13 protein-coding genes are annotated in these 14,264 nt (G+C 60.7%); 10 read left to right on the top strand and 3 right to left on the bottom strand.

Annotated features, from left to right (window positions below):
• The first annotated feature begins 8 nt into the window (after positions 1–8).
• Together PH551_RS13090 and coaA are read left to right on the top strand one after the other, a co-directional pair.
• A complete protein-coding gene (locus PH551_RS13090; RefSeq protein ID WP_085776452.1) occupies positions 9–332 on the top strand; it encodes a phosphoribosyl-ATP diphosphatase in 324 nt (107 codons plus the stop codon).
• Positions 329–1,324, top strand: coding sequence for a type I pantothenate kinase (gene coaA / locus PH551_RS13085; RefSeq protein WP_085776451.1), 996 nt, complete (start codon positions 329–331; stop codon positions 1,322–1,324). The genes PH551_RS13090 and coaA overlap by 4 nt, the downstream gene beginning before the upstream one ends.
• A 14-nt stretch (positions 1,325–1,338) precedes the next feature.
• Here the strand turns inward: coaA and PH551_RS13080 are convergent, their stop codons facing one another.
• The 3 genes from PH551_RS13080 to PH551_RS13070 all read right to left on the bottom strand — a co-directional run bounded on the left by PH551_RS13080 (position 1,339) and on the right by PH551_RS13070 (position 4,185).
• The gene (locus tag PH551_RS13080) at positions 1,339–1,950 is read right to left on the bottom strand and encodes an alpha-ketoglutarate-dependent dioxygenase AlkB family protein (RefSeq protein ID WP_285193311.1); all 612 of its coding nucleotides are present in this window, start codon (positions 1,948–1,950) and stop codon (positions 1,339–1,341) included.
• Between the two features lies 1 nt (position 1,951).
• The gene (gene arfB / locus PH551_RS13075; protein ID WP_285193310.1) at positions 1,952–2,389 is read right to left on the bottom strand and encodes an alternative ribosome rescue aminoacyl-tRNA hydrolase ArfB; all 438 of its coding nucleotides are present in this window, start codon (positions 2,387–2,389) and stop codon (positions 1,952–1,954) included.
• Positions 2,390–2,574: 185 nt separating this feature from the next.
• The gene (locus tag PH551_RS13070) at positions 2,575–4,185 is read right to left on the bottom strand and encodes a phosphoenolpyruvate carboxykinase (protein ID WP_285193309.1); all 1,611 of its coding nucleotides are present in this window, start codon (positions 4,183–4,185) and stop codon (positions 2,575–2,577) included.
• A gap of 339 nt (positions 4,186–4,524) precedes the next feature.
• Here PH551_RS13070 and PH551_RS13065 point away from each other — a divergent pair, with 339 nt between their 5' ends.
• From PH551_RS13065 to tsaE, 8 genes are all read left to right on the top strand, one after another.
• Positions 4,525–5,262: a response regulator transcription factor gene (locus tag PH551_RS13065; RefSeq protein WP_210282952.1), complete on the top strand. Its 738-nt coding sequence runs from the start codon at positions 4,525–4,527 to the stop codon at positions 5,260–5,262.
• Between the two features lie 76 nt (positions 5,263–5,338).
• Positions 5,339–7,129 (top strand): sensor histidine kinase, encoded by a 1,791-nt coding sequence (locus PH551_RS13060; RefSeq protein ID WP_085776446.1) that lies wholly within the window; start codon positions 5,339–5,341, stop codon positions 7,127–7,129.
• Positions 7,126–7,575 (top strand): HPr kinase/phosphorylase, encoded by a 450-nt coding sequence (locus tag PH551_RS13055; protein ID WP_085776445.1) that lies wholly within the window; start codon positions 7,126–7,128, stop codon positions 7,573–7,575. Before PH551_RS13060 ends, PH551_RS13055 begins: the two co-directional genes overlap by 4 nt.
• A gap of 150 nt (positions 7,576–7,725) precedes the next feature.
• Entirely contained in the window at positions 7,726–8,127 is a 402-nt protein-coding gene (locus PH551_RS13050; protein WP_011423437.1) for a PTS sugar transporter subunit IIA, read from the top strand.
• 9 nt (positions 8,128–8,136) lie between these two features.
• Complete coding sequence (locus PH551_RS13045) at positions 8,137–8,412, top strand: HPr family phosphocarrier protein (protein WP_011423436.1); 276 nt, start codon at positions 8,137–8,139, stop codon at positions 8,410–8,412.
• A 144-nt stretch (positions 8,413–8,556) separates the two neighbouring features.
• Positions 8,557–9,957 carry an adenosylhomocysteinase gene (gene ahcY, locus PH551_RS13040; protein WP_285193308.1) on the top strand — a complete coding sequence of 467 codons (1,401 nt, stop codon included), beginning with the start codon at positions 8,557–8,559 and terminating at the stop codon, positions 9,955–9,957.
• A gap of 203 nt (positions 9,958–10,160) precedes the next feature.
• Positions 10,161–12,746, top strand: a complete 2,586-nt coding sequence (locus tag PH551_RS13035; RefSeq protein ID WP_285193307.1) for a PAS domain-containing sensor histidine kinase — start codon at positions 10,161–10,163, stop codon at positions 12,744–12,746.
• On the top strand, positions 12,743–14,257 hold the full coding sequence (tsaE, locus tag PH551_RS13030) for a tRNA (adenosine(37)-N6)-threonylcarbamoyltransferase complex ATPase subunit type 1 TsaE (RefSeq protein WP_285193306.1): 1,515 nt from the start codon (positions 12,743–12,745) through the stop codon (positions 14,255–14,257). The genes PH551_RS13035 and tsaE overlap by 4 nt, the downstream gene beginning before the upstream one ends.
• The last annotated feature ends 7 nt before the right edge of the window (positions 14,258–14,264 follow it).

The raw sequence follows: 14,264 nt of genomic DNA, 5'->3' as shown, positions 1-14,264 counted from the left end.
AACGAACAATGAGCGGTTTTTCCCTTTCCGACCTCGAACGCATCGTCGAAGAGCGATCGAAAGCCTCACCGGAGCAGTCCTGGACAGCCAAGCTTGTAGCCGCCGGCCAGCCGAAAGCGGCGAAGAAGCTTGGTGAAGAGGCAATCGAAGCGGTGATGGCGGCGGTGACGGGCGATCGCGACAATCTGACCTACGAAGCGGCCGACCTGCTCTATCACCTTTTGGTCGTATTGAAGATTGCTGAAATACCGTTAGAGAATGTCATGGCCGAACTCGAGCGCAGAACCGCGCAGTCCGGTCTCAAGGAAAAGGCCAGCCGGCAGAGTTCATGAGTATCGCGACTGAGATTATCGGGGTGCCGGAGATATTGGATCACTTCCAGTCTGAATCCTATTCGCCCTACCATTTCTTCTCTTCCGAGCAATGGGCGAAATTCCGCGCCGACACGCCGCTGACGCTGACCGGCGACGAGGTCAAGCGGCTGCGCTCAATGGGCGACCCGATCGATCTCGACGAGGTCCGGCGCATCTACCTCTCGCTGTCGCGCCTGCTCTCGTCACATGTCGAATCCTCGCAGATGCTGTTCGACCAGCGCAACCGCTTCCTCAGCATGTCGGATGTAACGAAAACGCCTTTCGTCATTGGCATCGCCGGCTCCGTCGCTGTGGGAAAATCGACCACAGCCCGTATCCTGAAGGAGCTCTTGGGCCGCTGGCCTTCCAGCCCGAAGGTCGATCTCATCACGACAGACGGCTTCCTCCACCCGAACGCGGTGCTGCAGCGGGAAAAGCTGATGCAACGCAAGGGTTTCCCGGAAAGCTACGATACTGGCGCGATCCTGCGCTTCCTCTCGGCGATCAAGGCCGGGCGGCCCGATGTGAAGGCGCCGTGTTATTCGCATCTCGTCTATGACGTGCTGCCGGACGAATACAAGATCGTCGACCGGCCCGATATTCTGATCTTCGAAGGCATCAACGTGCTGCAATCGCGCAACCTGCCGGCCGACGGCAAGATCGTGCCGATGGTGTCCGACTTCTTCGACTTCTCGATCTATATCGACGCCGCGGAAGACCAGATCCACAACTGGTACGTGACGCGCTTCATGCGGCTGCGGGAAACCGCCTTCCGCGATCCGAACTCCTATTTCCATCGCTACGCCTCGATCACCGATGGGGAAGCGCTCGAAATCGCCGAAGATCTCTGGGCGAACATCAACCTGAAGAACCTGCGCCAGAACATCCTGCCGACGCGGCCGCGCGCCGATCTCATCCTGAAAAAGGGCAAGGATCATCTGATCGAACAGGTCGCGCTCAGAAAACTATAGCAGACGATCAATTTTCACGGACGAACGCGGCGCAGCGTCAGATTGATGCGGCCGCCGTTCTTCAACAGCGTCGATGTCGCGGGGCAAATGCGGTCGACGCCATGATAACAAAGCCTCCCCTCGCCGCCCAGCACGACCAGATCACCGCTCGCAAGCTTGAAGGATAGCGTGCGATCATTGCGGTTGAGGCCGCCGATGCGGAAGAGGCAGCTGTTGCCGAGCGAGATCGAGACGACCGGCGCCTGCAGATCCTGCTCGTCCTTGTCCTGATGCAGGCCCATACGGGCGTCGTCGGAATAGAAATTGACGAGGCAGGCCTCCGGTGGCTTCTCATAGCCGGAAACCTCATTCCAGATATCGAGCAAAGGCGCCGGCATCTCAGGCCAGGGCCGGCCGGTTGCCGGGTGCGTCGGCTGATAGCGATAGCCGCGCTCCTTGTCCGTCACCCATCCGAGCAGCCCGCAATTGGTCATCCTGACGGACATCGGCTTGCCGGTGCCGGGCATCGCGGGCACATAGAGCGGCGCTTCGGCGACGACGGCACGGATCACCTCGACCAATTCCGCCTGGCGCGCCCGGTCGAAATAGCCGGACAGATGGCGGATGCCGTTCAGAAGCTCGGGCATGTCATTCGCCGCCGTCGGGGCGGCCGCGCATTTTCTTCACTTCCGAGCGGCCGGTTTTTTCCTTCAGGCGGCGTTCGATCGAACCCTTGGTCGGCTTGGTCTTCTTGCGCGGCGGCGGCGGCGGCTTGGCCGCCCCCAGAATCAGTTCCTTCAGCCGCTCGCGCGCATCCTCGCGGTTGCGGTCCTGGCTGCGAAAGCGGCTCGCCTCGATCATCAGCACGCCCTCCTTCGACATGCGTCGGCCGGCGAGCTTGATCGCATTGGCTTTGACGCGATCATTGAGGGAAGGCGAATTCGCGATGTTGAAGAACAGCTGGACCGCGGTCGAAACCTTGTTGACGTTCTGCCCGCCGGGACCGCCCGCGAGAACAAACTGTTCAGTCAGTTCCCATCCCGCGATGGTGATCCTGTCGTCGATATAGAGTGCGTCGCTGGCCATGCGGCGTTCTATCTCATATCGGCCGCCAATTGAAAATATCGGCCGTCAAAGAGAAAACCCGGCAGTCCTGCGATGCCGGGTTTCACGTGAATCAGAGATTCTGTTTAGCGCAATTCCCGGCAAAAGCGCTTCGCGCTTTGCCTGGCAAAACCGCTGCACACTTTTGCTGGAATTGCTTGCGCTTCTTATTCGGCTGCGACCTTCACGCCGGGAGCAGCATCGCGGACGCCACCATCGACGTGGTTCTCGAACTTCGCGAAGTTGGCGATGAACATCGAGACCAGCTTTTCGGCTTGCGCGTCATAGGCTGCCTTATCGGCCCAGGTCGAGCGCGGATCGAGAATGCCGCCTTCGACGCCGTCGACGGAAGCCGGCACGGCAAAGCCGAAATTCGTATCCGTGCGGAATTCGACCTTTCCGAGTTTGCCGCTGAGGGCGGCAGCGAGAAGGGCGCGCGTCGCCTTGATCGGCATGCGCTTGCCGGTGCCGTAGGCGCCGCCTGTCCAGCCGGTGTTAACGAGCCAGCACTCGACGCCGTGGCGGCTGATCAGCTCCTTGAGCAGGTTGCCGTATTCGGCCGGATGACGCGGCATGAAGGGCGCGCCGAAACAGGTGGAGAAGGTCGCTTCCGGCTCGACGACACCTTTTTCGGTGCCGGCCACCTTGGCGGTGTAGCCGGAGAGGAAATGATACATCGCCTGATCGGGCGTCAGCCGCGCGATCGGCGGCATGACGCCGAAGGCATCGGCGGTCAGCATGATGATCGTCTTCGGATGCCCGGCCCGGCCGGTTTCCGAGGCATTCGGAATGAAATGCATCGGGTAGGCGCAACGGGTGTTTTCAGTCAGCGAACCGTCATCGAAATCGGGCTCGCGATTTTCGTTGAGGACGACGTTTTCGAGCACAGTGCCGAAGCGCTGCGTCGTTGCGTAGATTTCCGGCTCGGCCTCGGCCGAGAGGCGGATGGTCTTGGCGTAGCAGCCGCCTTCGAAGTTGAAGATGCCGTTTTCGCTCCAGCCATGTTCGTCGTCACCGATCAGCGTGCGGGCCGGATCGGCCGAAAGCGTCGTCTTGCCGGTGCCGGAAAGACCGAAGAAGACCGCCGCGTCACCGTCCGGGCCAACATTGGCCGAGCAGTGCATCGGCATGACACCCTTGGCCGGCAGCAGGTAGTTGAGCACGGTGAAGACCGACTTCTTCATTTCGCCGGCATAGGAGGTGCCGCCGATGAGAACGAGACCGTTGGTGAGATCGCAGGCGATCACCGTTTCCGAACGGCAGCCGTGGCGGGCCGGATCGGCCTTGAAGCTCGGCAGATCGATGATCGTCAGCTTCGGCACGAAGGTCGGCAACGCCGCCGCCTCGGGGCGGATCAGCAGATTGCGAATGAACAGCGAATGCCAGGCGAATTCGGTGATGACACGGGTCGGCAGGGCATGGCCTTCCTCGGCACCACCAACAAGATCCTGAGCGAACAGCTCCTTGCCGGCTGCATGCGCCAGCATGTCGTCGCGCAGCAGGGCAAAATGCTTCGGCGAGAGCGGTTTGTTGTTATCCCACCAGATTTGACCATCGGTATTGGCGTCGCAAACGATGAATTTGTCGCGCGGCGAACGGCCCGTATGCTGACCGGTGAGGGCCCGAAGCGCGCCCTGAGCGGTCAGTTCGGCTTCACCCCGGCGGATCGCTTCTTCATAGAGCGCTGCGGCGGAAAAGTTATAGCGGACGCTGCTTGCGCCGCCCAATCCAACCGTTGCAAGCTCCGTTGCCGGGTTATGAACTCCGAACTTTTCCATGGCTAGTTCCCTTTGCTCAGGCTCGTTGCCGTTAAAACTAACCGGGAAAATACGGGGAGAAATTTTAAAAGACAAGAGACAAGAATCGAGAAAATATAGTAATATCAATTAATTAATCGATTTAAATTTGTTTCGGTGTTTTTAAATCGTTTGAAGAGACAACGTTGAAACATTTCCGGCCACAACTTACGAGTGCCGCCGAATTTAGCGACAATCTTCCCCTTTATCTTTGCCACAATTTGTTCCACCTTTATCCTCCATAAGCGCATCCGGTCATTGAGACCGCCTGGGGACGACCAAAATCCGGGAGATTGCGCACTGATGACGGAGACCAACACCATGCCGACAATCGCGCTCGTTGACGACGACCGCAACATCCTCACCTCGGTGTCGATCGCACTGGAGGCCGAAGGATATAAGGTCGAGACCTATACGGACGGTGCTTCGGCGCTCGACGGCCTTCTGGCGCGACCGCCGCAGCTGGCGATCTTCGACATCAAGATGCCGCGAATGGACGGCATGGAGCTGCTGCGCCGCCTGCGGCAGAAATCGGATATTCCGGTCATCTTCCTCACCTCCAAGGATGAGGAGATCGACGAGTTGTTCGGCCTGAAGATGGGCGCGGACGATTTCATCACCAAGCCGTTTTCGCAGCGCCTGCTGGTGGAGCGCGTCCGCGCCGTCCTGCGTCGCGCCTCCAGCCGCGAAGCCGCGGCCGCCGGCGGCACAAGCCCCGGCGCTGCGCCGAAAGCCGGAGCGGTGCAGCAGGCCCGCTCGCTCGAGCGCGGACAGCTGGTCATGGACCAGGAGCGCCATACCTGCACCTGGAAGGGCGAGGCCGTGACGCTGACTGTGACAGAGTTCCTGATCCTGCATTCGCTGGCGCAGCGCCCCGGTGTCGTGAAAAGCCGCGACGCGCTGATGGATGCGGCCTATGATGAACAGGTCTATGTCGACGACCGGACCATCGACAGCCACATCAAGCGGCTGCGCAAGAAATTCAAGATGGTCGATACCGACTTTGATATGATTGAAACGCTCTACGGAGTGGGATACCGCTTCCGCGAAGCAGCTTGAGCCCGAGCGGCACAGCTGGAAAAATTGAAGGTTGCCGGCCAGTTTATCGGGCCCAACCTTTCGAAAGGGCCTACCATTGGCACAGTTGGTGCAGGAAAGGGATTTGGACGACGCGGAGGGCGTGAGCACCCGTCGCGTCCGAGGCCGCCGTTGGTCGCATCCCTTTACGCTGATCCGCCGCATCTTCGGCAATGCGGTGTTTTCGAGCCTGACGCGGCGCATCCTGTTCTTCAATCTCGTCGCGCTGGTGGTGCTCGTCGGCGGCATTCTCTATCTCAACCAGTTTCGCGAAGGCTTGATCGACGCCCGCGCCGAAAGCCTGTTGACGCAGGGTGAAATCATCGCCGGCGCCGTTTCGGCTTCCGCGTCGGTCGATACGAACTCGATCACCATCGATCCGCAAAAGCTGCTTGAACTGCAGGCCGGCCAGAGCATCACCCCAGTGCCGAACGACGAGGACCTGGAATTTCCGATCGACCCCGAGAAGGTCGCTCCCGTCTTGCGTCGGCTGATCTCGCCTACGCGCACACGCGCGCGCATCTTCGATGCCGACGCCAATCTGCTGCTCGATTCGCGTCACCTCTATTCGCGCGGTCAGGTGCTGCGCTTCGACCTGCCGCCGGTCGAGGAAGAAAAGCAGACCTGGAGCGATTGGTTCGCGACGCTGTTCAACAAGGCGCTGCAGCCGGGCAATCTGCCGCTCTACAAAGAAGCGCCGGGCGGCGACGGCTCGATCTATCCGGAGGTCATGAACGCGCTGACCGGCGTGCGCGGCGCGGTCGTACGCACCACCGAGAAAGGCGAACTCATCGTTTCCGTCGCCGTTCCGATCCAGCGCTTCCGCGCCGTGCTCGGCGTGCTGCTGTTGTCGACGCAGGCCGGTGACATCGACAATATCGTCCATGCCGAACGACTGGCCATCATGCGCGTTTTCGGCGTGGCGACGCTCGTCAACGTACTGCTGTCGCTGGTGCTCTCATCGACGATCGCCAATCCCCTGCGTCGTCTTTCGGCAGCCGCCATCCGCGTTCGCCGCGGCGCCAAGACACGTGAGCAAATTCCCGACTTTTCCGCTCGCCAGGACGAAATCGGCAACCTCTCCATCGCATTACGCGAGATGACGACAGCGCTTTATGACCGCATCGACGCCATCGAAAGCTTTGCCGCCGATGTCAGCCACGAGCTCAAGAACCCGCTGACCTCGCTGCGCAGCGCCGTCGAAACGCTGCCGCTCGCCAGGTCGGAGGATTCCAAGAAACGGCTGCTTGACGTCATTCAGCACGACGTCCGCCGCCTCGATCGCCTGATCAGCGACATTTCCGACGCCTCGCGGCTCGATGCCGAACTCGCACGCGTCGACGCCGCCTCCATCGACATGGAGGTGCTGCTGCGCGACCTGATCGACGTGTCGCGCCAGATCAGGGGCAGCAAAAAGCAAGTGCAGATCGACTATGTCGTGGAGCGCAAGCCGAACATCAAGACGCGCTTCGTCGTCAACGGTCACGACCTGCGCATCGGCCAGATCGTCACCAATCTGATCGAGAACGCCCGCTCCTTCGTCCCTGAAAAGGACGGGAAGATCATCGTGCGGCTGATGCGGACACGGTCGCGCTGTGTCACCACGATCGAAGACAACGGTCCCGGCATCCAGGCGGAAAATATCGATCGCATCTTCGAGCGCTTCTATACCGACCGACCTGAATCCGAAGGCTTCGGCCAGAATTCGGGGCTCGGCCTGTCGATCAGCCGCCAGATCGCCGAGGCGCATGGCGGGTCGCTCAGAGCAGAGAACATTACCGACGCCGAAAGCGGGCAGGTGCTCGGCGCGCGCTTTATCCTCGCCCTGCCCCTCGATCCAGCCGCATGACGGCGGCCGCCAACATCCATGCCACGGCGATCGTCGTCGGCAGAACGGGGCTGCTGTTCAGCGGTCCCTCGGGCTGGGGGAAATCGATGCTGGCTTTCACCTGCATGACCGAGGCGCGCCGTCTTGGGCTGTTCACGGCGCTGGTCGCCGATGATCAGGTGCTTCTGTCGGGAGAGACCGGCACGGTGATCGCCACCTGTCCGCCGTCGATCGCCGGGTTGATCGAACTTCGCGGCACTGGCATCGTCCGGCAGGATCACGTGTCCCCGGCAACCATGCACTATGCCGTGCTTCCCGGCAGCGCTTCCGGTGAAAACCGCGTCCCTGCGGAGGGCGAAATCGTCAGTCTCGCCCCGGGTTTTTCGCTTCCCGCATTGCGGCTGCTCACAAATGTTGCCTCGCCGCTGGCGATCCTGATGGCGAAAGCGCCTGACATCGGATGCTGAAGGCTTCCGGATTGATCAATCCGCCTTATATATTTGCATTTTTATCTTGCACTTCGGCTTTTCATAGCGAAGATGTGCCGCCACCGGTGGACGAAATTGCTGCATTGCGATATCTCAGCCACCGTTTGCGTATATGGGAGCAGTAATATCATGATCGGACTTGTGCTTGTCACTCATGGCAAGCTGGCTGAAGAGTTTCGTCATGCTGTCGAGCACGTCGTCGGTCCTCAGAAATTCATCGAGACGGTCTGTATTGGCCCCGAAGACGATATGGACCAGAGACGGCAGGACATTCTGCAAGCCGTTTCCGGCGCTGATGACGGCCATGGCGTTGTTATCCTGACCGATATGTTCGGCGGCACGCCTTCCAACCTCGCCATCTCGGTCATGAGCAGCGGCCATACCGAAGTCATTGCCGGCATGAACCTGCCGATGCTGATCAAACTCGCCGGCGTACGCGGCGAGAACAACATGGAGAAGGCGCTGGTGGAGGCTTCCGAAGCCGGGCGGAAATATATCAATGTCGCGAGCCGCGTGCTCAGCGGAAAATAACGGCGCTTCATGACATCGCTTTCCCGGGAACTCCTCATCATCAACAAGCGCGGCCTTCACGCTCGCGCCTCCGCTAAATTCGTGCAGATGGTCGAGAATTTCGATGCAGCCATCACCGTTTCCAAGGATGGAATGACGGTCGGCGGCACCTCGATCATGGGTCTCATGATGCTTGCGGCAAGCCCCGGCTCCAGCGTCGTCGTCTCGGCAAGCGGCAGCCAGGCTCAGGAAGCCCTGGAGGCCCTGGATCAGCTGATCCAGAACAAGTTCGGCGAAGAAATGTGAGTTCGTCCGAGTTCATATAAACATATAAAGACTTCTTTATATCCTTATTGCCATCCCATGCGAAGCCTGCTAAACGGCGGATATGCCGTGCGCTTGCTTGCGCCTGCGCCAATTTTTGAGACGTTTTTCAGCCTGGAGACCTCTATGAGCACTGAAAAAGATTATGTCGTCGCCGATATCGGGCTTGCGGATTTCGGCCGCAAGGAAATTACGATCGCCGAAACCGAAATGCCGGGGCTGATGTCCTGCCGCGCCGAGTTCGGTGAGGCAAAGCCGCTCAAGGGCGCGCGCATCACCGGTTCGCTGCACATGACCATCCAGACAGCCGTGTTGATCGAAACCCTGGTTGCGCTCGGCGCCGAAGTCCGCTGGGCTTCCTGCAACATCTTCTCGACCCAGGACCATGCTGCAGCCGCGATCGCCGCCGCCGGCGTTCCGGTCTTTGCTATCAAGGGCGAGTCGCTCGCGGACTATTGGGTCTATACCGACAAGATCTTCCAGTGGGCCGATGGTGGCCTTTCCAACATGATCCTCGATGACGGCGGCGACGCCACCATGTACATCCTGCTCGGCGCCCGCGCCGAAGCCGGCGAGGACGTGCTCTCGAACCCGCATTCGGAAGAAGAAGAAATCCTCTTCGCCCAGATCAAGAAGCGCCTCGCCGCTTCTCCGGGCTGGTTCACCAAGCAGCGTGACGCGATCAAGGGCGTCACCGAGGAAACGACGACCGGCGTCAACCGCCTTTACCAGCTCAGCCAGAAGGGCCTGCTGCCCTTCCCGGCGATCAACGTCAACGACTCCGTCACCAAGTCGAAGTTCGACAACAAATACGGCTGCAAGGAATCGCTGGTTGACGGCATCCGCCGCGGCACCGACGTGATGATGGCCGGCAAGGTCGCCGTCGTCTGCGGTTACGGCGACGTCGGCAAGGGTTCCGCTGCCTCGCTCTCCGGCGCCGGCGCCCGTGTAAAGGTGACCGAAGCCGATCCGATCTGCGCTCTGCAGGCCGCCATGGACGGTTACGAAGTCGTACTTCTGGAAGACGTCGTTTCCTCTGCCGACATCTTCATCACCACGACGGGCAACAAGGACGTCATCCGCATCGATCACATGCGGCAGATGAAGGATATGGCGATCGTCGGCAATATCGGCCATTTCGACAACGAAATCGAAGTCGCCGCGCTGCGTAACCTCAAGTGGACCAACGTCAAGCCGCAGGTCGACCTGATCGAGTTCCCCAAGGGCAACCGCATCATCCTTCTCTCCGAAGGGCGTCTGCTCAACCTCGGCAATGCAACCGGCCATCCGTCCTTCGTGATGTCGGCTTCCTTCACCAACCAGACGCTGGCGCAGATCGAACTCTTCACCAAGCCCGGCCAGTACGAGAACAAGGTCTACATCCTGCCGAAGCATCTCGACGAAAAGGTCGCACGCCTTCATCTCGACAAGCTCGGCGTGAAGCTGACCCAGCTCAGCGAAGAGCAGGCTGCCTATATCGGCGTGAAGCCGCAGGGCCCGTTCAAGTCCGACCACTACAGATATTGATAGGGTCGTCGATATCCACAAGATGTAGAAGCCGCGGCATTGACAAATGCCGCGGCTTATTTTTTGGCCGCTCCCTTCCCGCCGATTCCCTTCCGAAGTATTGTTTTAAGACTTGATTCGGGACGCCGGACTCCGTCCGACCGCTCCGAAAATGGGATGTCTTGTCGTAATGCGGCACATTGAAGGACGGAGACATACCGCGGATGTCGGAAGTGAAAAACAGCCTGCCCGATCAGGCGGATGATGATGCTTGTAAGCATCGCCGTCCGTTCATGGCAGGCCAGGGATATAAATCTGCAACGGCACACGAGGCCGCAAAGCAAAAGCATGGATCATTGGCGCGCTTCTTGAAAACTTGCGCGGCCGGCACGGCGCTTGCCGCGCTGGCGCGGCCGGTTCTGGCACAAAGCGAGCAGCAGGCGGCGGCCTCGGCTCACCTTTTCACCTCCTCGCAGGTCGTTGGCGTTTCCGTCGTCATCGGCGTCATATCGGCAGCCCTGCTTTCCACTCTCTGGCTCGTGCGCCAGCGCGGCAATCTGGAAAACGAGAGCCGGGACATCCGCTCGGCGCTCTCGGATGCCCAGCAACGCATTTCGCAATATCAGGCGCTGATCGCCGACAAGAACCGGCGCATCGTCATCTGGGACGGCAATGCGCGCCCGGAACTGCTTGGGCAGCTTCCGCCCGAGACTGGCGCACCGCAGGATGGCGAATTCCTGGCCTTCGGCCTCTGGCTGAAGTCACACTCCGCCTCGGAGCTGGAAAAGGCGATCGACCGGCTGCGCGACGGAGCGCAGAGTTTCGACATGGTGGTCGAGACCATCCGCGATGAAATCCTCGAGGCGCAGGGCCGGGTTTCCGGCGGACGCGCCTTCGTCCGCTTCGTGGCGCTGAACAATCTGCGCGCCGAGCTTGCCGAACTCAGGATCGAGCGCGACCGGCTGATGACCTCGATCTCGGCCTTCCAGACCATGCTCGACGCGATCGACATGCCGGCCTGGCAGCGCGACCCGGCGGGCCGCCTGACCTGGGTCAATCAGGCTTATGGCGATGCGGTCGAAGCGCGCTCGCCGCAGCAGGCGATCAACGAAGGCCGCGAGATGCTGACGACCGTGGCACGCGAACGCATTCGCGCGACGGCGACGCCGGAATCACCTTTCCATGACACGATCTCGACGGTCGTGCGCGGCAACCGAACCTTCTTCGACGTCGTCGACGTCAAGGTTCCCGGCGGCTCGGCCGGCATTGCTGTCGACGTATCCGACATCGAAGCGGTCCGCGCCGAGCTGGAGCGGACCCTGAAGAGCCACGCCGAAACGCTTGATCATCTCGCGACACCCGTCGCCATCTTCGACGGCGAGCGGAGGCTGCAGTTCTACAACCAGGCCTTCGTCGCCCTCTGGGAACTGGATATCGCCTTCCTTGAAAGCCGGCCCGACAATAGCGAGCTGCTCGAGCGGCTGCGAGCGGCCAAGAAACTGCCGGACCAGCTCAACTGGAAAAGCTGGAAGGAAGCGGCCCTTTCGGTCTATCGCACGCTCGATACGCAATCGGATCTCTGGCACCTGCCGAACGGCCAGACGCTGCGCGTCTTTGCGACCGCCCATCCCCAGGGCGGCGCCACCTGGGTTTTCGAAAATCTGACCGAACAGGTCGATCTCGAAACCCGCTACAACACGCTGGTCAAGGTACAGGGTGAAACGATCGATCACCTTTCCGAAGGTGTCGCGGTATTCGGGCCCGATGGACGTATCCGCCTGTCGAATCCGGCCTTCCGGGCGCTCTGGGGTATTACCGAGACCGAAGCCAAGCCCGGAACCCATATCCGCGCGCTGGGCGAGGCGTGCGCACCGTCCTATGACCGGCCGGACGGCTGGAAGACCTTTGCGGAACTGATCACCAGCTTCGATGACGAACGTCGCTCGAGCCAGGGGACGCTGGAACTCTTCTCCGGCCTCGTGCTCGATTACGCCGTCATCCCGCTGCCGAACGCGCAGACCATGCTGACCTTCGTCAACATGACGGACAGCGTGCGGGCCGAGCGGGCATTGACCGAGAAGAACGAGGCGCTGCGCAAAGCCGACGAATTGAAAAACGACTTCGTCCAGCATGTTTCCTATGAACTTCGCTCACCGCTGACCAATATCATCGGCTTTACCGATCTGCTGCGCACGCAGGGCGTTGGGCCGCTGAATGAACGGCAGGCCGAATATATCGACCACATCTCGACTTCGTCCTCGGTTCTGCTGACCCTCGTCAACGACATTCTCGATCTTGCGACGGTCGATGCCGGCATCATGCGTCTGAACTATGCCGAGATCGATCTCAACGACCTGCTGGACGACGTCTCGATGCAGATCGCCGACCGGCTGCACGAAAGCGGCGTCGCGCTCGAAATCACCGCGCCTGCGTATCTCGGCTCGATCATCGCCGATCCGCAGCGGCTGAAGCAGATCCTTCTGAAGCTTCTTGCCAATGCGGCGAATTTCTCGCCGGAGGGTACCTCGATCTCGCTGGAATGCCATCGCGAAGGCACGGATTTCGTGTTCTCCGTCCGCGATCGCGGCCCCGGTATTTCGCCCGACATGATCGCGACGGTCTTCGACCGGTTCGCGACCGGGGCTAAAAGCGGCAAACGCGGCGGCGCCGGCCTCGGCCTGTCGATCGTCGACAGCTTCGTCAGCCTGCATCATGGTGACGTGACGATCGACAGCGAGCCGGGCAAGGGCACGACGGTCGTCTGCCGTATCCCCTCGGTCAACATACCGCATTCCGCCGCCGCCGAATGACGACCGACGATACGATCTCGCTGTTCCTGAAGGACGAAGCGGCCACGGTTCGCCTCGGCGAAGACCTGGCATTGGCCTTGAAGGCCGGCGATTGTCTTGCCCTGTCGGGCGATCTCGGTGCCGGCAAATCCTCGCTTGCCCGTGCGATCCTGCGTGCCATTGCCGATGACGATGGGCTCGAAGTCCCGAGCCCGACCTTCACACTGGTGCAATCCTACGACCTGCGTATCCCGGTTTCGCACTTCGATCTCTACCGGCTCGGCGATCCCGGTGAATTGACGGAGCTCGGCTTCGACGAGGCCCTGCAGAACGGCATATGCCTCGTCGAATGGCCGGAGATGGCGGCGAGCGAGTTGCCTGGGGAATGCATCACGTTGACGCTGACCCATGAAGGCAACGGCCGCCGGGCGACGATCAGCGCCGCCGGCGCACAGGCTTTGCGCATCCGGCGCGTCCTGGCGATCCGCAATTTCCTCGAAGACGCAGGCTGTTCCGATGCCAAACGTCGCTTCCTGACTGGCGATGCGTCGCTGCGTGCCTACGAGGCGATCTATCGTGAGAGCATCAAGGGCCGTCTCATCCTGATGGACTGGCAGCCGCATCCCGAGGGACCGCCGGTCCACGACGGCAAGCCCTATCCCAAGGTCGCACATCTGGCACAGAACGCCTATCCCTTCGTTGCGATTGCCGATGCGCTGCGCGAACGGGGGTTTGCGGCGCCGGAGATTTATAAGGTCGATTATAACAAGGGCATCCTCTTGATCGAGGATCTTGGCACCGAAGGCGTGCTCGATGACGAGGGGCGGCCGATCGTCGAGCGTTACCGGCAAAGCGTCGCCTGTCTTGCCCATCTTCATTCCATGCAATTTCCGCAGGATATACCGGTTTCCGCCACCCATAGGCATCACATACCGGACTTCGATCGCACGGCGATGAAAATGGAAGTGCAGCTTCTGCTCGACTGGCACATTGCCTGGAAGCGCGGCACCGCCCCCTCGGAGGCAGAGCGCAATGAATATCTGGCGATCTGGGACGCCCTGATCGATGAACTTGCCACGGTCGAAAAGAACCTGCTGCTGCGCGATTTCCACTCGCCGAACATCATCTGGCGGCCGCACGAGCCGGGCATCAGAAAGATCGGCCTCATCGACTTCCAGGACGCCATGATCGGGCCCACAGCCTATGACCTTGCCTCGATCGTCCAGGACGCGCGCGTCACGATCGAACCGCAGCTTTTCCGGCAGCTGATGGACGATTATCTGGCGCTTCGCCACGCGCAGGGCGGCTTCGACGAAGCCGGATTCCTGAAAGCGTGGGCGATCATGTCGGCGCAGCGCAACTGCAAGCTCGCCGGTCTCTGGGTGCGGCTGCTGCAGCGGGACGGCAAGCCCGGCTATCTCAAACATATGCCGCGCACACTCGCTTATCTGAATGTCGCGCTCGAGCACGAGGCGCTTACCCCCTTGCGCGATTGGTGTGCAAGGGCTGGAATAGGCCAGAGCGAATCATAAGTTCCGG

The organism is Rhizobium atlanticum, from assembly GCF_030182485.1.
In the GTDB taxonomy this organism is placed as follows: domain Bacteria; phylum Pseudomonadota; class Alphaproteobacteria; order Rhizobiales; family Rhizobiaceae; genus Rhizobium.
The sequence above is the reverse complement of the archived record's forward strand: the minus strand, read 5'-3'. Positions and strand labels throughout refer to the sequence as shown.

Coding starts and splice junctions, on each gene's coding strand:
- PH551_RS13090 (WP_085776452.1), top strand. CDS start 9: ATGAGCGGTTTTTCCCTTTCCGACCTCGAACGCATCGTCGAAGAGCGA.
- coaA (WP_085776451.1), top strand. CDS start 329: ATGAGTATCGCGACTGAGATTATCGGGGTGCCGGAGATATTGGATCAC.
- PH551_RS13080 (WP_285193311.1), bottom strand. CDS start 1,950: ATGCCCGAGCTTCTGAACGGCATCCGCCATCTGTCCGGCTATTTCGAC.
- arfB (WP_285193310.1), bottom strand. CDS start 2,389: ATGGCCAGCGACGCACTCTATATCGACGACAGGATCACCATCGCGGGA.
- PH551_RS13070 (WP_285193309.1), bottom strand. CDS start 4,185: ATGGAAAAGTTCGGAGTTCATAACCCGGCAACGGAGCTTGCAACGGTT.
- PH551_RS13065 (WP_210282952.1), top strand. CDS start 4,525: ATGCCGACAATCGCGCTCGTTGACGACGACCGCAACATCCTCACCTCG.
- PH551_RS13055 (WP_085776445.1), top strand. CDS start 7,126: ATGACGGCGGCCGCCAACATCCATGCCACGGCGATCGTCGTCGGCAGA.
- PH551_RS13050 (WP_011423437.1), top strand. CDS start 7,726: ATGATCGGACTTGTGCTTGTCACTCATGGCAAGCTGGCTGAAGAGTTT.
- PH551_RS13045 (WP_011423436.1), top strand. CDS start 8,137: ATGACATCGCTTTCCCGGGAACTCCTCATCATCAACAAGCGCGGCCTT.
- ahcY (WP_285193308.1), top strand. CDS start 8,557: ATGAGCACTGAAAAAGATTATGTCGTCGCCGATATCGGGCTTGCGGAT.
- PH551_RS13035 (WP_285193307.1), top strand. CDS start 10,161: ATGTCGGAAGTGAAAAACAGCCTGCCCGATCAGGCGGATGATGATGCT.
- tsaE (WP_285193306.1), top strand. CDS start 12,743: ATGACGACCGACGATACGATCTCGCTGTTCCTGAAGGACGAAGCGGCC.